The organism is Variovorax sp. P1_H2 (assembly GCF_056405295.1).
This window is the reverse complement of the sequence record NZ_JBFUCJ010000008.1, coordinates 26,789-46,351: the sequence shown is the minus strand read 5'-3', so window position 1 is coordinate 46,351 and position 19,563 is coordinate 26,789. Positions and strand designations below refer to the sequence as shown.

Below are 19,563 nucleotides of genomic sequence, written 5' to 3'. Positions count from 1 at the left end.
GGAACACACCATGAAGCACCCTGCCCGCCCCCTCTTCGCCGCCCTGGCCATCCTGATGTTCGCAACGGCGCTGACGGCGACGGCCGGCGAGGCCGAGATCCGCAAGAACCTCGCCGCAAAGATCCCTCAGTTCGCCAAGATCGACGAGATCACGAAGGCGCCGATCCCCGGCCTCTATGAAGTGCGGGTCAACGGCTTCGAGATCTTCTACAGTGACGAGCAGGGCAACTACCTGCTGCAGGGCAACCTGATCGACGTCAAGGAGCGCCGCAACCTGACCGAGGAGCGGATCGAGAAGCTCAGCCAGGTGGGCTTCGACAAGCTGCCGGCCAAGGACGCGATCAAGATCGTGCGCGGCAACGGCAAGCGCCGGCTGGCGGTGTTCGCCGACCCCAACTGCGGCTATTGCAAGCAGTTCGAGCGCGATCTGACCAAGGTCGACAACGTCACGATCCAGCTCTTCCTCTATCCGGTGCTGGGACCCGATTCGGTGGTCAAGGCGCGCAACATCTGGTGCGCCAAGGACAAGGCCAGGTCGTGGGACGACTGGATGCAGCGCGGCGTCGCCCCCGCGGCCGCCGAGTGCGACACCGCGGCGCTCACGCGCAACCGCGAATTCGGCCAGAAGTACAACATCACCGGCACGCCGACGCTGATCTTCAGCGACGGCACGCGCACGCCGGGCGCGATCCCGGCCGCGCAGGTCGAGAAGCAACTCGCCGCGCTCGATTGATGGCCACGCCGGCCATCCATTGCCGTGTCGAGTGCGCGGACCGCAAGGCGCACCTGTTCGCGATCACGCTGACCGTCGCCGAACCGGCCGTGCTGCAGCGGGTGACGCTCGCCGCCTGGATCCCGGGCAGCTACCTGCTGCGCGAGTTCTCGAAAAACCTCCAGCAGTTGCGGGCCCAGCAGGGACGACGAAAGCTGGCGGTGCGCCAGCTCGACAAGGCCGGCTGGGAGATCGACTGCACGCCCGGCAAGCCGCTGGTGCTGCGCTACGAGATCTGCGCCTACGACAACTCGGTGCGCACCGCCTGGCTGGACGCCGACCGCGGCTTCTTCAACGGCACCAGCGTGTGCCTGCAGGTCGAAGGCCAGGCCGACACGCCGCACCTGCTCGAGGTGGTGGCACCGCCGGCGGTCGCGGACGGCGCGCGCTGGTCCTGCGCCACCGCGCTGCAGCCGTCGCGCGTCGACCGCCATGGCTTCGGCAGCTACCTCGCGTCCCACTACGACGAACTGGCCGACAGCCCGGTCGAGATGGGGCCGTTCTGGAGCGCCGAGTTCGAGGCCTGCGGCGTCCCGCACCGCTTCGTGGTCGCCGGCGCGCCGGCCTCCTTCGACGGCGAGCGGCTGATCGCCGACACCCGCGCCATCTGCGAGGCGCAGATGCGCTTCTGGCACGGCGACAAGGTCGGCAAGCGCGGCGGGCCGAAGCCGCCGCACGACCGCTATGTGTTCATGCTCAACGCGGTCGACGACGGCTACGGCGGGCTCGAGCACCGCCATTCGACGGCGCTGATCTGCACCCGGCGCGACCTGCCGCAGCGCGACGCCCGCAAGCAGCCCGAGGGCTATACGACGCTGCTGGGCCTGGTCAGCCACGAGTACTTCCACACCTGGAACGTGAAGCGGCTGCGTCCGGTCGAGTTCGCGCGCTACGACTACGGGCGCGAGAACTACACCGGGCTGCTGTGGTTCTTCGAGGGCTTCACGAGCTACTACGACGACCTGCTGCTGCGTCGTGCCGGCCGCGTCGACGACGCCACCTACCTGCGCCTCGTCAACAAGACCATCAACCAGGTGCTGCAGACGCCGGGCCGGCAGCTGCAGTCGGTGGCCCAGGCCAGCTTCGACGCCTGGATCAAATACTACCGTCAGGACGAGCAGACGCCCAATGCCACGGTCAGCTACTACACCAAGGGCGCACTGGTCGCGATGTGCTTCGACCTCACGCTGCGATCCGAAGGCAAGGGCACGCTCGACGACGTGATGCGCCTGCTCTGGCAGCAGACCGGCGGGGGGCCGATCGCCGAAGCCGACATCGCCGACGCGCTCGAGACGGTCGGCGGCCGATCGTTCGCGAAGGAGATTGCAAGCTGGGTCCACTCGACCGACGAACTGCCCTTGTCGGACCTGCTGCGCGCCCACGGCGTGGCGGCACTCGACGATCCGGCCCAGCGCGCGCAGGAACTGGGCGTGCGCGTCGCCGAAACGAGCGGCAGCGTGCAGATCAAGGTGGTGCTGCGCGGCGGCGCCGCCGAGCAGGCGGGCTTCTCGGCCAACGACGAGTGGCTCGGCATCGAGCTGCCGGCGGCCAGGGGCCGGCCGGCGCAGGGCTGGCGCCTGACGCGGCTCGACGACCTCGCGCTCTATCTCGGGCCGCTGCGCAAGGCCACCGCCCTGATCGCCCGCGATCGCCGCCTGCTGCGACTGCCGCTCACGCTGCCCGCGGGCGTCACGACCTGGCGCCTGTTCGCACAGGATCCCGCGAAGCTGGCCGCCTGGCTGCATTCGCAGTAGCCGGCGCATCCCCCATTTGTTCGTTTCAAGGAGACATGCATGAGCTACGAGAACATCGAAGTGCGCATCGAGGCCGAGAAGGTCGGCATCATCACGCTGAACCGACCGAAGGCGCTGAACGCGCTCAACGACGCGCTGATGACCGAACTGGGCCAGGCGCTCAAGGCCTTCGACGCCGACCCGGCCATCGGCTGCATCATCCTGACCGGCAGCGAGCGCGCCTTCGCCGCTGGCGCCGACATCGCGGCGATGGCCAAGTACAGCTTCCTTGACGCCTACAAGGGCGACTACATCACGCGCAACTGGGAGACCATCCGCCAGATCCGCAAGCCGGTGATCGCCGCGGTGAGCGGCTTCGCGCTGGGCGGCGGCTGCGAGCTGGCGATGATGTGCGACTTCATCATCGCGGCCGACAACGCGAAGTTCGGCCAGCCCGAGATCAAGATCGGCGTCATCCCGGGCGCCGGCGGGACGCAGCGGCTGCCGCGCGCGGTCGGCAAGGCCAAGGCCATGGACATGGCGCTGACGGCCCGCATGATGGACGCCACCGAGGCCGAGCGCGCCGGGCTGGTGAGCCGCATCGTGCCTTACGACAAACTGGCCGAGGAGGCACTGGGCGCCGCACTGACCATCGCGAGCTTCTCGCAGATCGCAGTGATGGCGGCCAAGGAATCGGTCAACCGGGCCTTCGAGAGCGGGCTGTCGGACGGCGTGATGTTCGAGCGCCGGCTGTTCCATGCGCTGTTCGCGACCGCCGACCAGAAGGAAGGCATGGACGCCTTCCTGGCCAAGCGCACGCCCGACTTCAAGCACCAGTAGGCGCTAGGGATTGCGCGGCCGCTCCGGCGGCAGGGCTGCTTCGGGGGGCTGCACCACCGCCTGCAGGGCCTGGCGCAATGCCGCCAGCGCCTGCGCCGACGGCACGCCCGTGGCGGGCGGCATCCGGCCTTCGCGCCAACGCACCTGCGCGCCGGCGATCTCGAACACCGCCAGCGACTCGGCGCCGCGCTCCAGCGTCACGCGCCACTCGGGCACGCCGCCGAGCGGCCGGGGTCCGACCGCCGACAGCGCGGCGGAGCCCAGCAGGGCGTTGAGTTCGCGCGCCTCGGCCCGGGACAGGCTGCGGCTCTCGCCGCCGCGGCGGCTGACCGTGAGGCGGGTCCAGGTGGACAGCGCCTCGAAAGTGGGGGGCTCCGTTTCGTCGGTGCGCACCGTCGGCACGGCCTTGGGGGCCGGGACCGGAGGCGGTGCAGGCGGGACGATGTCCATGACGAAGGGCAGCGGCGGCGGCGGCGGCAGCGGCGCTGGTGGCGGCGACGATGGCGCCGGCGGGAAAACGGATTGCGCTGGCGGGACGGGCGCCGCTGCTGGCTTCGCCGGCGGAGCAGACGGCGCGGATGACGCAGGCACGGGCTCGCTCTGCGATATCCGGGCCTCGAGCTTGTGACCGGGCGCCGATGCGCGCCACCAGAACACGCCGATCAGCAATGCCCCGAGGGTGGTCGCCAAGACCGCTTTCCAGCGCCATCGCGGGCGCGCCGCGCGCTCCAGCTCGGCCGAATCGGTGTCCGGGTCGGTCGCGCCGATGGCGTCGTGCGCTTGCCTCCGGATCGCCTTGCCCAGCCGCCAGTCCGGCAGCGCGCCCTGGTCGGGCGCATGCGCCAGCGCACGTCGCAGAGGGGCGTCAGGCGAATCGTCGGCGGCGTTCATGCGCAGCCCCGGCACCGACAGATAGCGTTCCATGCAGCCGTGCAGCTTCTTCAGGCCGGCGCGCAGGCGGTTGCGGACCGTCTCGGCGTCGGTGCCGACGGCGGCCGCCATCGCCTCGACCGTGAAGCCTTCCTCGTGGTGCAGCAGGAAGGCCGCGCGCTGCTCGTCCGGCAGTTCGTCGAGGCAGGCCAGCAATCGCCGGCCGGCCGCCTGCCAGAACGCCAGTTCCTCCGCCGACGGATGCGCGGCATCGCGGGCCGCAGCGCCATCGCGCAGCAAGCCGCGGCTGAAGAGCTGCGCGGCTTCGAGACCATCGCCATCCTCGTCGTGCGCATAGAACGCGACCTGCCGGCCGCTGATGACCAGCCGGTCCATCGCCAGGTCGTGGGCCGTCGTGAAGGCCCGGATGCGCCAGCTGGCGCCCTGGGGCGAGAAGCTGTCGCGCGCCGAGACGATGCGCGTCCAGGTCGCCGGGAACACCTCGTCCACCTCGGCCGCCAGCCGCATGCCCAGCAGGCGGCGCACGAAGCGGAACAGCGCGCTTTCGTGCCGCTCGTAGAGCGCGTCGAAGGCCTGGGTGTCGCCGGCGGCATAGGCCAGCATCAGTTGGTCGTCCGGCAGGGCGTCGAGGCGATCGGGGTTCGCAGCGGACGAAGGCATCGGCAGATTTCCGGGGACGCGGCTGGAGTCGCCGCCAAAACAGCTATAATCCTGGGCTCGGCTCTTTAGCTCARTCGGTTAGAGCGATGGAATCATAATCCACAGGTCCGCGGTTCGAGTCCGTGAAGAGCCACCATATACGAAGAAAGCCTGCTATCAAACCGATAGCAGGCTTTCTTTTTTCACCGCCTCGGCCTGCGCCAGGATTTCCTCCAGGATCGCGGGCAACTCGTACATCGCCCGGTTGCGCACCTTCCGCGTCGCCGCCCGGTAGCGGCCCAGCTGTCCGGTCAGCGCGTCGACCGCCTGGTCCACCCCGGCAAAGCTGCCGCACACCAACCCGACGCCCTGCTCGCGCACCCACTGGGCGTTGTAGCGTTCCTGCGGCAGGGTCCAGCGGTTGCGCACCACGATCACGGGCAACTGCATCTGCACCGCCTCGCTCAGGCTGCCCGGCCCGGGCTTGCCGATGAAGAAGTCGGCCAGCTGCATGTAGCGCGCGATGTCGGGCGTGAACTCCAGCACCAGCCGCGGCGCGCGCGCCGGCAATGCGCGCAGGGTCCGGGCCAGCGCCGCGTTGTGGCCGCAGGCGAGGATCAGCGGGGTGTCGGGCAGGCGCTTCGCGATTCCGAGCATCGCCTTCGAGCCCTGGCCGCCGAACAGGACGATGCCGGTCGGCCGCTCCGCCTCCAAACCCAGCCGCGAGCGCTCCGCGGCGCGGTCGATCGGAGGCTGTTCATGGAAGGCCGAGCGCATCAGCATGCCGGAACTGGCATGGATCCGATCGTCCGCATAGCCGGCCGATCGGGCCTGCTGCACCGCCTTCGCCGAACCGCACACCAGGTGCTGGTCCAGGCCCTCCTCGATCCAGAAATGCGGCGGATGGTCGGCCAGGTCGGTCAGCACGGTCACGTAGGGAACGCCCGGCAAGGTCGAAGCCAGCGACTCGCACAGCGCGCGATTGAAGTTCGGGATCAGCGACACGACCATGTCGGGCTCGGTCGCCAGCCAGTGCTGCTGCAGCTGCCGCAGCAGCGGCGCGTGGCCCCAGCGGATCATGCCCTGGAGCAGCTTGAGTTCCTGCGCCAAGCCGAGCGTCCAGCCGCGCGCGAGCCGCTTGTTGTAGACGTCCTCGGGGTCCATGCCGGTCAGCTTGCGGAAGCTGTCCTTCGGATCCAGCACCTCGCGCAGGTTGACCCGCCGCACGGTCCACGGCAGGCCGGCGCGCAGGATCGCCGCTTCCAGCGCCAGCGCCGAAGCGCGATGGCCGCCGCCGGCATTGAAGTAGACGAGGTCGACGGTGCGTGCGCCGGACATCGCCGTCATGCGGCCACCGCCGCGCGCCGCGAAGCCGCCGTCCCGAGGCTCGAACGAACCGGCATCTGGCCGGCCCAGTGCAGGATCTCGAGCGAGCCGTCGGCATGCTCGGCCAGCGCGGTGAGGCTCTCGACCCAGTCGCCGTCGTTGGCATAGAGGATGCCATCGATATCGCGCAGCTCCGCATGGTGGATGTGCCCGCAGACCACGCCCTGCACGCCCCGCCGGCGGGCTTCGCGTGCCACCGCCGTCTCGAAGTCGCCGACATAGCTGACCGCGCGCTTGACCTTCAGCTTGAGGTACTTCGACAACGACCAGTAGGGCAGGCCCATGCGCGCCCGCAGCGAGTTGAGGTGCCGGTTCAGCTTCAGCGTGAACTCGTACAGCGAGTCGCCGACATGGGCCAGCCACTTGGCGCACTGGATCACGCCGTCGAACAGATCGCCGTGCATGACCCACAGCTTGCGGCCGTCGGCGGTCTCGTGGATCCACTCTTCGGCGACATCGATGCCGCCGAAGTTATGCTGCAGGTACTTGCGCGCGAACTCGTCGTGGTTGCCCGGGATGAAGATCACGCGCGTGCCCTTGCGGGCCTTGCGCAGCAGCTTCTGGATCACGTCGTTGTGCGCCTGCGGCCAGTACCAGTGGCGGCGCAGCTGCCAGCCGTCGATGATGTCGCCGACCAGGAACAGGGTCTCGCATTCCGTGTGCTTCAGGAAATCGAGCAGTGCCCGTGCCTGGCAGCCTGGCGTGCCCAGGTGCAGGTCGGAGATCCAGAGGGTGCGGTAGATCTGCGCAGGCCGGGTGACTTCGTCGTCGGTGACGCCGCTGGCCGCACCGGTCGTGTCGCGCCATGCGCGCAGGAAAGCGTCGTCGCGTTGCATGGACGGGCACGATCGCAGTCCTGCATGACGCGCCTGCGGCACCCCGGTGACGCCCCGGTGACAGGGGAAGCCTGGGGGTGTTTCGACGGTCGCCCAGCCGAGAATCCCGTTCATGCGACCTGGCCAGATCATCGTCCTCGCCACCCCCGTCTTCTTCCTGCTGATCGGCATCGAATTCTGGGTCGGCCGGCTTCGCGCACGGCGCGGCAGCGGCCACGACACCTACCGCCTGCCCGACACGCTCAACAGCATCGGCCTGGGCATGCTGAGCCAGATCAGCGCCGCCCTCACCGGGCTGCTGCGCATCGGCATCTACACCGCCTGCTGGTCGGCCTTCGCGCTGTTCCCCGACCTGGACTTCTGGACCCGCTGGTACGGCTGGCTCCTGGCGCTGGTCTTCTACGACTTCTGCTACTACTGGCTGCACCGCTTCGGCCACGAGAGCGCGCTGCTGTGGGCGGCGCACGTGGTGCACCACCAGAGCCAGCACTACAACCTCTCGACCGCGCTGCGCCAGACCTCCAGCGGCGTGCTGTTCGGCTGGATCTTCTACCTGCCGATGGCGATCGCCGGCGTGCCGCCCCTGGTCTTCGGCGTGGTTGCGCTGGCCGACCTGCTCTACCAGTTCTGGGTCCACACCGAGCAGGTCGGCAAGCTCGGGTGGTTCGACCGCTGGTTCTGCTCGCCCTCCAACCACCGCGTGCACCATGCGGTCAACGACCGCTACATCGACCGCAACTACGGCGGCGTGCTGATCGTCTGGGACCGCCTGTTCGGCACCTTCAAGGAAGAAGACGAGCGCTGCGTCTACGGCACCCGCAGCCCGCTGCGGAGCTGGGACCCGGTGTGGGCCAATGCCGAGGTCTATGCGTCGCTCGCGCGCGACAGCTGGCGCACCCGGCGCTGGAGCGACAAGCTGCGGCTCTGGTTCAAGCCGCCGGGCTGGCAGCCGGCCGACCTGTCGGCCAGCGATCCGAAGCCGGCCTTCGACATCCAGCAAGTGCAGCGCTACGAGCCACCGGCCTCGGGCCGCGTGCAGGCCTTCGCGGCGCTGCAGTTCGTCCTGCTGCTGGGCGGCGCCACCGCCTTCCTGTGGTTTTCGGACACGCTCGCCTTCGGCACCTCGCTGGTCTGGCTCGGTGCGCTGACCGCCGGGCTCTGGGCCACCGGCGCGGTGCTGCAGGGCCGGCTGCCGGTGATCGGCGTGCTGTTCGTCGATGCCGCCGCCCTGGCGACCGCGAGCGGCGCGCTCGGGCTCTCCGGCCTGCACCTCGTCGCCAAGCCGCTGGCGCTCGCGATCCTGATCGTCTTCGCATCGATGCGCGCGCGCACCGACGCCATGCCGGGCCGCTTCGCCCTGCTGCTGCTCGCCGGCCTGGCGGCATCGCTGGCCGGCGACGTGCTGCTGATGTGGCCGAAGCTGTTCGTCCCCGGCCTGCTGGCCTTCCTGCTCGCGCACCTGGCCTATATCGCGCTGTTCGCCGACGGCGTGGGCCTTTTTCCGCGCCGGCGCGCGCTGGCCGCCACGCTGGCGGTCGGCGTCCTGATGTATGGCTTCCTGTGGTGGGGCGGGCTGCCCGCCGGCCTGCGGATCCCGGTCGGGATCTATGTCGTGGTGATCGCCTGCATGGCGGCCCAGGCGCTCGGTCGCGCGGCGGTGCTGGGCGACGCGGCGGCCCGGCAGGTCGCGCTCGGCGCCTGCCTCTTCATGGCCAGCGATGCACTGCTGGCGACCCACCGCTTCGTCCAGCCGCTGCCGGTGGCGTCGCTGTGGGTGCTGGCGAGCTACTACGCGGCGCAGTGGCTGATCGCGGCGAAGGTGCGTGCACGCTGAGGGCAACGCGGCTCAACTGCCGAACATGTCCCCATCCCGCTGCGGCGGCGCCACTCCGAGGTGCCGGTACGCCGCCAGCGTCGCGATCCGCCCGCGCGGCGTGCGCTGCAGGTAGCCCTGCTGGATCAGGTAGGGCTCGATCACGTCCTCGATGGTGCCCGACTCCTCGCCGATGCTCGCCGCGATGTTGTCGAGGCCGACCGGTCCGCCGTCGAAGCGGTGGATCACGGCCTCGAGCAACTTGCGGTCCATCAGGTCGAAGCCTTGAGGATCGACGTCGAGCATCGCCAGTGCCTTGTGCGCGACATCGATCGTGATGCGGCCGTCGCTCTTGACCTGCGCGTAGTCGCGCACGCGGCGCAGCAGCCGGTTGGCGATGCGCGGCGTGCCGCGCGAACGCTTCGCGATCTCAAGGCCGCCCTCGTCGTCCATCGGCACGCCGAGCAGGCCGGCGCTGCGCCGCACGATGCGCGCCAGTTCCTCGGCGGTGTAGAACTCGAGCCGGGCCACGATGCCGAAGCGGTCGCGCAGCGGATTGGTCAGCATGCCGGCGCGGGTGGTGGCGCCGACCAGCGTGAACGGCTGCAGGTCGAGCTTGATGCTGCGCGCGGCCGGGCCCTCGCCGATCATGATGTCGATCTGGTAGTCCTCCAGCGCCGGGTAGAGGATCTCCTCGACCACCGGCGACAGCCGATGGATCTCGTCGATGAAGAGCACGTCGTTGCGCTCGAGGTTGGTCAGCAGCGCCGCCAGGTCCTTCGGCTTCTCGAGCACCGGGCCCGAGGTCTGGCGCAGGTTGACGCCGAGCTCGGCCGCGATGATGTGCGACAGCGTGGTCTTGCCGAGGCCGGGCGGGCCGAACAGCAGCACGTGGTCGAGCGCCTCGGCGCGATGGCGGGCCGCGCCGATGAAGATCTCCAGCTGCTCGCGCACCTTGGCCTGGCCGACGTACTCGTCGAGCAGCTTGGGCCGCAGCGCACGCTCGATCGCCTCCTCGTTGGGCGAAGCGGGTGCGGCCGACACCACGCGTTGCGGGGCCGGGGCGAAGTCGTCGGTCTGGATGGTCATGGGGCGAATCGAAAGAGGACGCAGTTTAGAGCTTGTCGCAGCCCCGCTGCGGCAGAATGCGCCAGCGAAAGGAGGCCGATCCGCCCATGAACGACAACGACCGTGCGCTCTGTGCCGCCACCGCGGGCCTGCTGCGCGCCAGCGGCGCGATCGCGGTCTGGGGACTGGCGCTCGCGCTGATCGCGGGCCTGGTGCTGGCATTGACCGGCCGCTCGCTGCCGGCGGTTTCATGGGCGACCTTCGCGGCGATCGCGCTGGCCGGGCTGCCCGAGCGCTACCTGACGCTGCGGCTGCGGCTGGACATGGCCCTGTTCGATGGCCTGGCGCACGGCGCCATCGCCACGCTGCCGGTGCTCGACGGCACGCTCGACAAGCTGGGCCTTCGACGCGGCGCCGATGTCCCGCGCCCGCTGGCCGATCGCGTCACGGCCGCGCGGCTGGCCATGCAGCGCCACGGCCTCGTGGTGGTGCTCCAGACCGTGCTGTTCGCGCTGGCCCTCGCGCTGCAGGATTCGCGCTGAAGGGGGGGGAATTGCCCCCACGCTCCTCACTGCGTGTGTCGCTGCCCCCCGAGGGGGCCGCAGGCCGCCTTGGGGCGGCCCGGCGCCGGCCTGATCGCCCCCACGCTCCTCACTGCGTGCGTCGCTGCCCCCCCGAGGGGGCCGCAGGCCGCCTTGGGGCGGCCCGGCGCCGGCCTGGATCGCCCCCACGCTCCTCGGCCCGGCGCCGGCCTGAGCCGCCTACTTGGCCAGTGCCCGCAGCGCCAGCTTGATCCCCTCGCCCACCGCCACGTCCTTCGGCAGGGCCTTGAGCGAGGCCGCGGCCTCCTTGTCGCTGTAGCCCAGCGCGACCAGCGCCTGCAGGATGTCGGCCTGGGCGTCGGTGGCGGCATGCGCGGACACCGCGATGTCGGCGCCCAGCTTGCCCTTCAACTCCAGCAGCAGCCGCTCGGCGGTCTTCTTGCCGATGCCCGGGATCTTCACCAGCCGGCCGGCCTCCTGCAGCGTGATCGCCTGCGCGAGTTCGCCCACGCTCATGCCGCTCAGCACGCCCAGCGCGGTGCGCGGCCCGACGCCGGAGATCTTGATCAGCAGCCGGAATGCGGCGCGCTCCTGCGCGGTGGCGAAGCCATAGAGGATCTGCGCATCCTCGCGCACCACGAAGTGCGTCAGCAGCGACACCCGCTCGCCGGCCGCCGGCAGGTTGTAGAAGGTGCTCATCGGCACATCGACCTCGTAGCCGACCCCGTTGCAGTCCACCACCACCTGCGGCGGATTGCGTTCGGCCAGGATGCCGGTGAGTTTGCCTATCATGGGTGCCCTTCTCGCTTTTATGAAAATGAATTCCGCGTGATTCTGCGACACACCTTCGCTCCGCCCAACAACACGCGGCTGGGCCACCTCTGCGGCCCGCTCGACGCCAACCTGCGGCGCATCGAGGAGGCGCTCGACGTCAAGATCGCGCACCGCCACGAGCAATTCAAGATCGACGGGCCCAAGGTCAAGGCCCAGCGCGCCATGGAAGTGCTGCAGGCGCTCTACGAGATCGCCCAGCGCGTGATCGATCCGGCGGTGGTCCAGCTGACCCTGGCCAGCGACGGCTCGATGGCCGAGGCCGAGGATGGCGCCATCATGCTGGCCACGCGGCGCACCGACCTGCGCGCGCGCACGCCCAACCAGAGCGTCTACCTGGACAACATCGCCAACCACGACATCACGCTCGGCATCGGACCGGCGGGCACCGGCAAGACCTACCTGGCGGTGGCCTGCGCGGTCGACGCGCTCGAGCGCAGCGCGGTGCAGCGCATCGTGCTGACCCGTCCCGCGGTCGAGGCCGGCGAGCGGCTCGGCTTCCTGCCCGGCGACCTGACGCAGAAGGTCGACCCCTACCTGCGGCCCCTGTACGACGCGCTGTACGACCTGATGGGCTTCGATCGCGTGCAGAAGGCCTTCGAACGCAATGCGCTCGAGATCGCGCCGCTGGCCTTCATGCGCGGCCGCACCCTCAACAACGCCTTCGTGATCCTCGACGAGGCGCAGAACACGACGGTCGAGCAGATGAAGATGTTCCTGACCCGCATCGGTTTCGGCGCCAAGGCGGTGGTGACCGGCGACGTCAGCCAGATCGACCTGCCGAAGTCCCAGCCCAGCGGGCTGATCGACGCCGAGCGCGTGCTCAAGCGCGTCAACGGCATCGCCGTCACGCGTTTCACGAGCGCCGACGTGGTGCGCCATCCGCTGGTCGCGCGCATCGTCGATGCGTACGACAACGCGCGCAAGCGCACGGCGAGCCGCTGACATGGCGCTCGCAGACCTGTCGCTGTCCTTGCAGTTCGCCCGCTTCAAGGGCGTCGAGCGCCATCGTGCCGCCTTGCCGCGGCACAGCGTCGTGCGCTGGATCCGGCACGCGCTCGATGCCGACGGCGAGATCACCGTGCGCATCGTCGATGCCGACGAGGGCCAGCAGCTCAACCGCGAGTTTCGCGGCAAGGACTACGCGACCAACGTGCTGACCTTCGACTACGCGCAGTCTCCGATCGTGATGGCCGACCTGGTGCTGTGCGCGCCGGTCGTCGCCCGGGAGGCGAAGGAACAGCGCAAGACGCTGGCCGCGCACTACGCCCATCTGCTGGTCCACGGCACGCTGCATGCGCAGGGCTGGGACCACGAGACCGGCGAGGAAGACGCCGAGGCGATGGAAGCCCGCGAGATCGAGATCCTGGCCGGCCTCGGCATCCGCAACCCCTACTGAGACATTGCGGGACAGCCTGAGACATTGCGGGACAGATCAAGAAATTGCGCAGCAATTTTTGCTCTGTCCTCAACTGATCAGATTGCATCCGAATTGATCAGGCCATCTCCAGCGGGATCGTGACCGGCCCGTCGTTGACCAGGTACACCTGCATGTCGGCGCCGAACTCGCCGGTCGCCACCACCGGATGCGCTTCGCGCGCCCGGGCCACGAAGTACGCATAGAGCCGCCGCCCTTCGTCGGGCGGCGCCGCTTGCGTGAAGCTCGGCCGGTTGCCGCCGCTCACATCGGCCGCCAGCGTGAACTGGCTCACCACCAGCAGCCCGCCGCCGACGTCCTGCAGGCTGCGGTTCATCTTGCCGGCATCGTCGGCGAAGATACGCAGCTTCAGGATCTTCGCCAGCAACCGGTCGGCCAGCGCGTCGGCATCGCCGCGCTCGGCGCACAGCAGCACCAGCAGCCCCGCGTCGATCGCACCCACGGTGTGCCCGGCGATATCGACCCGCGCGCTGCGCACGCGCTGCAGCAGCGCCTTCATTCGGCCTCGTCCTTCCGGGTGGCCCGCGCTTCCATGCCCAGCGGCAGCAACTGGATGGTCACGCGCAGGCCGGGCAAGGCATCCATCAGTGCCTGCTCGAGGCCATCGCGCAGGCCCGCGGCGCGCTGCAGCGACCAGCCGCCCGGCACGTGCATGTGGAGATCGGCGAAGCGCCGCTGGCCGGCACGGCGCGTGACGACGTCGTCGAAGCGCAGCTGCGCGCCTTCCGGCACCTCGGCCGCGAAGCGCTCCAGCGTGGCCTGCAGCTGTGCCAGCGATTCGGGCTCGAGCGCCTCGTCCATCAGCCCCTGCGAGGCGCGCCACACCAGCTTCACGCCCTCGCGCACGATGTTCAGCGCCACGCCGATGGCCAGCACCGGGTCGAGCCAGAGCCAGTCCGTCAAGCTGACCGCCACGATCCCGACCACCACCGCGGCCGAGGTCCAGACGTCGGTGACCAGATGGCGCGCATCGGATTCGAGCGCGATCGAGCGGTGCGTGCGCGCAGCCCGGAACATCACGAAGGCCAGCGCCCCGTTGAAGGCCGAACTCAGGATCGACAGCCCCAGCCCCCAGCCGAGCTGCTCCAGCGGCTGCGGCGAGAGCAGGCGCAGCACCGCCACCCAGATGATCGCGATCGCGGCGCCGATGATCAGGATGCCCTCGAAGCCGGACGAGAAATACTCCGCCTTGTGATGGCCGTAGGGATGGTCATCGTCGGCCGGGCGCGCCGCGACCGTGACCATCGCCAGCGCGAAGGTGGCGCTGGCAAGGTTGACGAACGACTCCATGGCGTCCGAGATGAGCCCCATGGAGTTGGTGACGTAGCCTGCCGCACCCTTGAGAAGGATCGTGACCACGGCGACCCCGATCGACGCCCGGAGCAGTTGGGCAGGACTTAGCGCGGCGAATTTCAAGGGATGAAAGGTAACTAAAAAGGTAACTGGAGCGCAAAGTGCGAACAATGGCGCAGACGCGGCGCTGCCGAATTATCGCGGTCCACCTGCCCTCGCATACCATCGACCGCAAGGTCCCCTATCGTTGCGGAAGCGTGCTCGTGAACAAAAAATCAACCCTGGTCCTGTGCGGCCTCGCCCTTGCCGTCTCCGGTGCGGCGGCCCAGACAAGTGCAGGCAGCGCCCCTTCGGCCGAAGCGCCAAGGCCCACGGCAAGCGAGGAACGCGCCGGCATCGTGAAATCCGTGCGCGGTGACGTCCAGCTGCTCGGCAGCGATGGCAGGCCGCGGGCCGCGAGTGCCGGCGACGCCGTGGCGCCCATCGACCGCCTCCAGACCGGTGCCGAGTCGGGCGCCAGCGTGGTGCTGCGCGACGGCACGACGCTGGTGGTCGGTCCGTCGTCGCGGGTCGACCTCAAGCAGTTCCATTTCGACTCGACCACGCAGGACGGGAGCATGCTGGTCTCGCTGCTGCGCGGGACCCTGCGGATGGTCACCGGACTCATTGGCAGGACCCACCCCGATGCCGTGCGTGTCGAGACGCAAACCGCGGTGATCGGCATCCGCGGCACCGATTTCATCGTCGAGGCAGATCCGCAGCCGTGACAGTTCGCCGTCTTCTCCTTCTGCTGGTCGTTGTTTCTTCCGCGCTGCTTGCGGCCTGCGCCTCACCCGGTACCCGCGTGGTGCTGCTGCCCCAGGCCGACGGCAAGCCGTCCGCCGTGGTGGTGCGCACGGAGGCGGGCGAAGAGACGCTGTCTCAGCCCTACGAACGCGCGACAGCCAAGCGAGGCGCCCACGGAGCGCCGACGATCGACAAGGTCGATCCCGAGCGCCTGAAGCGCGACTACAAGGCGCTCTTCGACCTGATGCCGCCGCCGGCGCAACGCTACACCGTGTATTTCGAAGCCGGCGGCATCGTGCTCACCGCGGCGTCGCAGGTCGCCATGAACGAGGCACTGGCCACCGCCCTGGCGCGCAGCGGCGGCGAGATCGTGGTCACGGGCCATACCGACACGGTCGGCACGCTCACGCGCAACGACACCCTGTCGCTCACCCGTGCACTGGAAATCAGGCAGCTCTTCCTCGCGCGCGACTTCCCGCCGAACCGCATCGAAGCCGTGGGCCGCGGCGAACGCGAGCTCGCGGTGCGCACGGCCGATGAAGTCGACGAGCCGCGCAACCGCAGGGTGACCATCGAAGTCCGGTAGCTCAGGTCAGGGTGACTTTCGCGAACTTACGCTTGCCGACCTGGACCACGTAGGTGCCCTGCGGCAGCTTGAGCGCCTTGTCGCTGATCACGGTGGAGTCGACGCGGACGCCGCCGCCGTCGATCAGGCGGTTGCCCTCGGAGGTCGAGGGCGCCAGGCCGGCCTGCTTGAGCAACTGGGCGATGCCCAGGGGGGCGCCGGCCAGCGCGACTTCCGGGATGTCGTCGGGGACGCCACCCTTGCTGCGGTTGATGAAATCCTGCTCGGCCGCCTCGGCCGCCGCGGCGCTGTGGAAGCGCGCCGTGATCTCCTTGGCCAGCGCGACCTTGGCATCCTTCGGATTGCGCCCGGCATCGACCTCGGCCCGGAGCGCCTCGATCTCGGCCAGCGACTTGAAGCTCAGCAGCGTGTACCAGCGCCACATGAGGGTGTCGGAGATCGACAGCACCTTGGCGAACATGGTGTTCGGATCCTCGCTGATGCCGATGTAGTTGTTCTTGCTCTTCGACATCTTCTCGACGCCATCGAGCCCCTCCAGCAGTGGCATAGTAAGTATGCACTGCGGCTCTTGCCCGTATTCCTGCTGTAGATGCCGCCCGACCAGCAGATTGAACTTCTGGTCGGTGCCACCGAGTTCGAGGTCCGACCTGAGCGCCACCGAGTCGTAGCCCTGCATCAGCGGGTACAGGAATTCGTGCACCGAGATCGATTGCCCGGCCTTGAAGCGCTTGTTGAAGTCGTCGCGCTCCATCATCCGCGCCACCGTGTACTTGGCCGCCAGCTGGATCATCCCGCGGGCCCCCAGCGGGTCGCTCCACTCGGAGTTGTAACGGATCTCGGTCTTCGACGGGTCGAGCACGAGACTGGCCTGTTTGTAGTAGGTCTGGGCGTTGGCCTCGATCTGCTCGCGGGTCAGGGGCGGCCGCGTGCTGTTGCGGCCGGACGGATCGCCGATGGTGGTGGTGAAGTCGCCGATCAGGAAGATCACCGTATGGCCCAGATCCTGCAGCTGGCGCATCTTGTTGAGCACCACGGTGTGGCCGATGTGGATGTCCGGCGCGGTCGGGTCGAGTCCCAGCTTGATGCGCAGCGGGGCGCCGGTCGCCTCGGCGCGCTGGAGCTTGCGCACCCACTCGTCCTGGGGGAGCAACTCGTCGGTCCCACGGAGTGAAATTTCGAGGGCCTGTCCTACACCTTCGGACAGACTTGTGGTTGTAACAAAACCGGGGTTCATTGCGCTCTTTGGCTGTTTTCTCTATGGCCGAAGCTATACTCAGCCCGACTTTTCCAAGCGCCGGATTCTAAGCGGCGCATTGAACGCACCGTCCTGCCGCCCGTCCGACACGGCCTTCGCAGTACGGATTTGCAGAACCTGAGCTGGAATTCGAAGTTTGATCAACGGCATTCTTGCCGCCGAGGAGCTGATTGCTTCGCGCGTGGCTCACACATTCCGGACCTATCCCAAGCAGATCACGGCTGCGATCGCCGCCGTGCTGCTGTTCGCCGGCGGTGGTGCCTTCGCCGTCGCCTCCCTCGGCCCCGATGCGGCCGAGCTTCCCGTCAAGCAGGTCTTCGAGGCCGTCGCCCCTTCCACCTCCTTCGCCGACCAGCTCGAAGCGCTGGACGCCCACAGCTTCACCCTGTTCCGGACCGAAATCACGCGCTCGAGCGACACCGCCGAGGCCCTGCTGCAGCGCCTCGGCCTGTCCGATCCGGCCGCGGCCGCCTTCGTGCGCGGCAATGCCGAGGCCCGGGCCGCACTGCTGAGCCGTCCCGGCCGCACCGTGACCGCCGAAGCGACCCAGGAAAACGCACTGAAGAAGCTCAGCGCCCGCTGGATTCCCGATGGCGACGGCGGCTTCAAGCGGCTGGTGGTCGAAAAGACGCCCACCGGCTTCCGCGCCCGCACCGAAACCGACGCCCTGACGCCGGGCACCCGGCTCGCCAGCGGCATCGTGCGCACGTCGCTGTTCGCCGCCACCGACGACGCTCGCATCCCCGACCCGGTGGCCAGCCAGCTGGCCGACATCTTCTCGGGCGACGTCGACTTCCGCGCCCTGCGCAAAGGCGACCGCTTCGCGGTGGTCTACGAGACGCAGGATGCCGACGGCCAGACCCTGCGCACCGGCCGCGTGCTGTCGGCCGAGTTCGAGAGCAATGGCAAGCTCTACCAGGCGCTGTGGTTCCAGGAGCCCGGCCAGAAGGGCGGCTACTACCGCCCCAACGGTGACAGCCTGCGCCGCGCCTACCTGAGCTCGCCGGTCGAGTTCTCGCGCGTGACCAGCGGCTTCGCGATGCGCATGCACCCGATCCTCAACAGCTGGCGCCAGCACCACGGCATCGATTTCGCTGCCCCGACCGGCACGCCGGTGCGCGCGGTCGGCGACGGCACGGTCGAGTTCGCCGGCACGCAGAACGGCTACGGCAACATCGTGGTCCTGAAGCACCGCAACAACCAGGAAACCGCCTACGCCCACCTGAGCCGGGTCGACGTCAGGGTCGGCCAGAGCATCAGCCAGAGCCAGACGCTCGGCGCCGTCGGTTCGACCGGCTGGGCCACAGGCCCGCACCTGCATTTCGAGTTCCGGGTCAATGGCGAGTACCACGACCCGGCCACGATCGCCCAGCAGGACGGCGGCGTTCCGATCACCGCGGCCTCCCGCCCGGCCTTCGAGCGCCTCGCGCTCGCCACCCGAAACGAGCTGTCGGCCGCCTTCTCGGTGGTCCAGGCCAGCGCCGACTGACGAACGGCCGCCAGGCCCCGCTCCCAGCACCCCGAACCCATGGCTGAACTGTTCATCGGCCTGATGTCGGGCACCTCGCTGGACGGCGTCGATGGCGTGCTGGCGGATTTCTCGAACGGCGGCATCGCCGTGCAGGGTTACGCGGCCGCCCCTTTCCCGATGAGCCTGCGCGCCGAGCTGATGGCGCTCAACACCGCGGGCAGCAACGAACTGCATCGGGCCGCGCTGGCCGGCAACGGACTGGCCCGCGTGTACGCCCGGGTGGCGCAGCAGTTGCTGGACGACGCCGGACTGGCGCCCGATGCCATCGCCGCCATCGGCGCCCATGGCCAGACCGTCCGGCACCGGCCCGGCGAATTCGACGAGGTCGGCTACACCCTGCAGATCAACAGCCCCTCGCTGCTCGCCGAACTGACCGGCATCCGGGTGGTCGCCGACTTTCGCAGCCGCGACCTGGCCGCGGGTGGCCAGGGCGCTCCGCTGGTGCCGGCCTTCCACCGGGCCCTGTTCGCCCGCGACGACCGGGCGGTGGCGGTCCTGAACATCGGCGGCATCTCCAACCTGAGCATCCTGCCGGCCGGCACCGGCACCGTGCTGGGCTTCGACTGCGGGCCGGGCAATGCCCTCATCGATCACTGGAGCCAGACGCACAACGGCCAGCCCTTCGACGCCGCAGGCCAGTGGGCCGCGGGTGGCCGGGTGCTCCCCGACCTGCTTTCGCGCATGCTCGCGGAGGCCTATTTCGCCAAGGCGCCGCCGAAGAGCACGGGTCGCGACCTGTTTCATCCGAACTGGCTGGCCGCCCACCTCGGCACGTCGACGGCAAGCCCGGTCGACGTCCAGGCCACCCTGACCGAACTGACCGCCCGCACCTGCGCGATGGACCTGCAACGCCATGGCGCCGACAGCCAGACTCTGATCGTCTGCGGTGGCGGCGCTCTCAATCTGCATCTGCTGGCGCGCTTGCGCGCCCTGCTGCCGGCCATCGAAGTGGTGTCCTCGGCGGAGCGCGGCCTGCCGCCGCAGGAGGTCGAGGCGGCGGCCTTCGCCTGGCTGGCGCGCGCCACGCTGAATGGCGAAGCCGGCAATCTCGCCAGCGTCACGGGCGCCCGCGGCGCCCGCGTGCTCGGCGCCATCTACCCCTGAATTTGGCTCGCCCCCAGGTTGCCCGCACTTCGTGTCGGGCGCCCACCCCCTACCGGGGGCAACACCGGCGGCCCGGCGGAGCCGGTTCCGCGGTGTTTCACCGGCGGGCCTGGCTGCGCCGGCCGAAGTCCCAGGGTTTGTCGGCTGCGCGCGGGCAATCGATCAGAGGGCGGGCAGCAAAAAGCCGCCCGGAGGCGGCTTCGTGGAGGCACGCGCCTG

The 19,563-nt window shown here is 69.3% G+C and carries 19 protein-coding genes and 1 tRNA gene; 12 read left to right on the top strand and 8 right to left on the bottom strand.

Translation table 11 applies throughout. From position 1 onward, the window contains the following. The first annotated feature begins 10 nt into the window (after positions 1-10). Genes AC1D2E_RS04995 through AC1D2E_RS04985 form a run of 3 tightly spaced genes read left to right on the top strand, consistent with a single transcriptional unit; the run spans position 11 to position 3,345 of the window. Complete coding sequence (locus AC1D2E_RS04995; RefSeq protein WP_478196393.1) at positions 11-733, top strand: DsbC family protein; 723 nt, start codon at positions 11-13, stop codon at positions 731-733. Continuing rightward, on the top strand, positions 733-2,526 hold the full coding sequence (locus AC1D2E_RS04990; RefSeq protein WP_478196392.1) for a M61 family metallopeptidase: 1,794 nt from the start codon (positions 733-735) through the stop codon (positions 2,524-2,526). Before AC1D2E_RS04995 ends, AC1D2E_RS04990 begins: the two co-directional genes overlap by 1 nt. A 39-nt stretch (positions 2,527-2,565) precedes the next feature. Then, a complete protein-coding gene (locus AC1D2E_RS04985) occupies positions 2,566-3,345 on the top strand; it encodes an enoyl-CoA hydratase (protein ID WP_478196391.1) in 780 nt (259 codons plus the stop codon). A 3-nt stretch (positions 3,346-3,348) separates the two neighbouring features. On the opposite strand, the gene AC1D2E_RS04980 is transcribed toward AC1D2E_RS04985, so the two are convergent. After that, positions 3,349-4,896: a sigma-70 family RNA polymerase sigma factor gene (locus AC1D2E_RS04980; RefSeq protein ID WP_478196390.1), complete on the bottom strand. Its 1,548-nt coding sequence runs from the start codon at positions 4,894-4,896 to the stop codon at positions 3,349-3,351. A 59-nt stretch (positions 4,897-4,955) separates the two neighbouring features. On the opposite strand from AC1D2E_RS04980, the gene AC1D2E_RS04975 reads away from it, so the two are divergent. After that, a tRNA-Met gene (locus AC1D2E_RS04975) sits at positions 4,956-5,032 on the top strand. Positions 5,033-5,052: 20 nt separating this feature from the next. Here the strand turns inward: AC1D2E_RS04975 and AC1D2E_RS04970 are convergent. Together AC1D2E_RS04970 and AC1D2E_RS04965 are read right to left on the bottom strand one after the other, a co-directional pair. Then, positions 5,053-6,222, bottom strand: coding sequence for a glycosyltransferase (locus tag AC1D2E_RS04970; protein ID WP_478196389.1), 1,170 nt, complete (start codon positions 6,220-6,222; stop codon positions 5,053-5,055). After that, positions 6,219-7,097, bottom strand: a complete 879-nt coding sequence (locus AC1D2E_RS04965; RefSeq protein ID WP_478196388.1) for a UDP-2,3-diacylglucosamine diphosphatase — start codon at positions 7,095-7,097, stop codon at positions 6,219-6,221. The genes AC1D2E_RS04970 and AC1D2E_RS04965 overlap by 4 nt, the downstream gene beginning before the upstream one ends. Positions 7,098-7,209: 112 nt before the next feature. On the opposite strand from AC1D2E_RS04965, the gene AC1D2E_RS04960 reads away from it, so the two are divergent. After that, on the top strand, positions 7,210-8,931 hold the full coding sequence (locus AC1D2E_RS04960; protein ID WP_478196387.1) for a lysoplasmalogenase family protein: 1,722 nt from the start codon (positions 7,210-7,212) through the stop codon (positions 8,929-8,931). Positions 8,932-8,943: 12 nt separating this feature from the next. On the opposite strand, the gene ruvB is transcribed toward AC1D2E_RS04960, so the two are convergent. After that, the gene (gene ruvB, locus AC1D2E_RS04955) at positions 8,944-9,999 is read right to left on the bottom strand and encodes a Holliday junction branch migration DNA helicase RuvB (RefSeq protein ID WP_286525515.1); all 1,056 of its coding nucleotides are present in this window, start codon (positions 9,997-9,999) and stop codon (positions 8,944-8,946) included. Positions 10,000-10,085: 86 nt separating this feature from the next. Here ruvB and AC1D2E_RS04950 point away from each other — a divergent pair, with 86 nt between their 5' ends. Further along, the gene (locus tag AC1D2E_RS04950) at positions 10,086-10,520 is read left to right on the top strand and encodes a hypothetical protein (RefSeq protein ID WP_478196386.1); all 435 of its coding nucleotides are present in this window, start codon (positions 10,086-10,088) and stop codon (positions 10,518-10,520) included. Between the two features lie 219 nt (positions 10,521-10,739). Here AC1D2E_RS04950 and ruvA read toward each other — a convergent pair whose 3' ends face one another. Further along, the gene (gene ruvA / locus AC1D2E_RS04945) at positions 10,740-11,312 is read right to left on the bottom strand and encodes a Holliday junction branch migration protein RuvA (protein WP_478196385.1); all 573 of its coding nucleotides are present in this window, start codon (positions 11,310-11,312) and stop codon (positions 10,740-10,742) included. A 36-nt stretch (positions 11,313-11,348) separates the two neighbouring features. Between ruvA and AC1D2E_RS04940 the strand changes: the two genes are divergently transcribed. Continuing rightward, on the top strand, positions 11,349-12,296 hold the full coding sequence (locus tag AC1D2E_RS04940) for a PhoH family protein (RefSeq protein WP_478196384.1): 948 nt from the start codon (positions 11,349-11,351) through the stop codon (positions 12,294-12,296). A gap of 1 nt (position 12,297) precedes the next feature. Further along, entirely contained in the window at positions 12,298-12,750 is a 453-nt protein-coding gene (gene ybeY, locus AC1D2E_RS04935; protein WP_478172366.1) for an rRNA maturation RNase YbeY, read from the top strand. 97 nt (positions 12,751-12,847) lie between these two features. Here ybeY and dtd read toward each other — a convergent pair whose 3' ends face one another. Then, positions 12,848-13,288 carry a D-aminoacyl-tRNA deacylase gene (dtd, locus tag AC1D2E_RS04930; RefSeq protein WP_478196383.1) on the bottom strand — a complete coding sequence of 147 codons (441 nt, stop codon included), beginning with the start codon at positions 13,286-13,288 and terminating at the stop codon, positions 12,848-12,850. After that, on the bottom strand, positions 13,285-14,205 hold the full coding sequence (locus AC1D2E_RS04925) for a cation diffusion facilitator family transporter (protein ID WP_478196382.1): 921 nt from the start codon (positions 14,203-14,205) through the stop codon (positions 13,285-13,287). The genes dtd and AC1D2E_RS04925 overlap by 4 nt, the downstream gene beginning before the upstream one ends. Positions 14,206-14,345: 140 nt before the next feature. On the opposite strand from AC1D2E_RS04925, the gene AC1D2E_RS04920 reads away from it, so the two are divergent. Both AC1D2E_RS04920 and AC1D2E_RS04915 read left to right on the top strand, forming a co-directional pair. Continuing rightward, entirely contained in the window at positions 14,346-14,849 is a 504-nt protein-coding gene (locus tag AC1D2E_RS04920) for a FecR family protein (RefSeq protein WP_478196381.1), read from the top strand. Next, positions 14,846-15,454, top strand: a complete 609-nt coding sequence (locus AC1D2E_RS04915; protein ID WP_478196380.1) for an OmpA family protein — start codon at positions 14,846-14,848, stop codon at positions 15,452-15,454. The genes AC1D2E_RS04920 and AC1D2E_RS04915 overlap by 4 nt, the downstream gene beginning before the upstream one ends. Before the next feature lies 1 nt (position 15,455). Here the strand turns inward: AC1D2E_RS04915 and tyrS are convergent, their stop codons facing one another. Next, positions 15,456-16,688: a tyrosine--tRNA ligase gene (gene tyrS / locus AC1D2E_RS04910; RefSeq protein ID WP_478196379.1), complete on the bottom strand. Its 1,233-nt coding sequence runs from the start codon at positions 16,686-16,688 to the stop codon at positions 15,456-15,458. 157 nt (positions 16,689-16,845) lie between these two features. On the opposite strand from tyrS, the gene AC1D2E_RS04905 reads away from it, so the two are divergent. Then, a complete protein-coding gene (locus AC1D2E_RS04905; protein WP_478196378.1) occupies positions 16,846-18,198 on the top strand; it encodes a peptidoglycan DD-metalloendopeptidase family protein in 1,353 nt (450 codons plus the stop codon). A 39-nt stretch (positions 18,199-18,237) separates the two neighbouring features. Beyond that, positions 18,238-19,344, top strand: a complete 1,107-nt coding sequence (locus tag AC1D2E_RS04900) for an anhydro-N-acetylmuramic acid kinase (protein ID WP_478196377.1) — start codon at positions 18,238-18,240, stop codon at positions 19,342-19,344. The last annotated feature ends 219 nt before the right edge of the window (positions 19,345-19,563 follow it).

Bases quoted from the DNA above. Each gene is read 5' to 3' on its own strand.
- ybeY (WP_478172366.1), top strand. From the start codon at position 12,298: ATGGCGCTCGCAGACCTGTCGCTGTCCTTGCAGTTCGCCCGCTTCAAG.
- ruvA (WP_478196385.1), bottom strand. From the start codon at position 11,312: ATGATAGGCAAACTCACCGGCATCCTGGCCGAACGCAATCCGCCGCAG.
- AC1D2E_RS04990 (WP_478196392.1), top strand. From the start codon at position 733: ATGGCCACGCCGGCCATCCATTGCCGTGTCGAGTGCGCGGACCGCAAG.
- AC1D2E_RS04950 (WP_478196386.1), top strand. From the start codon at position 10,086: ATGAACGACAACGACCGTGCGCTCTGTGCCGCCACCGCGGGCCTGCTG.
- AC1D2E_RS04900 (WP_478196377.1), top strand. From the start codon at position 18,238: ATGGCTGAACTGTTCATCGGCCTGATGTCGGGCACCTCGCTGGACGGC.
- AC1D2E_RS04970 (WP_478196389.1), bottom strand. From the start codon at position 6,222: ATGACGGCGATGTCCGGCGCACGCACCGTCGACCTCGTCTACTTCAAT.
- tyrS (WP_478196379.1), bottom strand. From the start codon at position 16,688: ATGAACCCCGGTTTTGTTACAACCACAAGTCTGTCCGAAGGTGTAGGA.
- dtd (WP_478196383.1), bottom strand. From the start codon at position 13,288: ATGAAGGCGCTGCTGCAGCGCGTGCGCAGCGCGCGGGTCGATATCGCC.
- AC1D2E_RS04995 (WP_478196393.1), top strand. From the start codon at position 11: ATGAAGCACCCTGCCCGCCCCCTCTTCGCCGCCCTGGCCATCCTGATG.
- AC1D2E_RS04960 (WP_478196387.1), top strand. From the start codon at position 7,210: ATGCGACCTGGCCAGATCATCGTCCTCGCCACCCCCGTCTTCTTCCTG.
- ruvB (WP_286525515.1), bottom strand. From the start codon at position 9,999: ATGACCATCCAGACCGACGACTTCGCCCCGGCCCCGCAACGCGTGGTG.
- AC1D2E_RS04985 (WP_478196391.1), top strand. From the start codon at position 2,566: ATGAGCTACGAGAACATCGAAGTGCGCATCGAGGCCGAGAAGGTCGGC.
- AC1D2E_RS04980 (WP_478196390.1), bottom strand. From the start codon at position 4,896: ATGCCTTCGTCCGCTGCGAACCCCGATCGCCTCGACGCCCTGCCGGAC.
- AC1D2E_RS04965 (WP_478196388.1), bottom strand. From the start codon at position 7,097: ATGCAACGCGACGACGCTTTCCTGCGCGCATGGCGCGACACGACCGGT.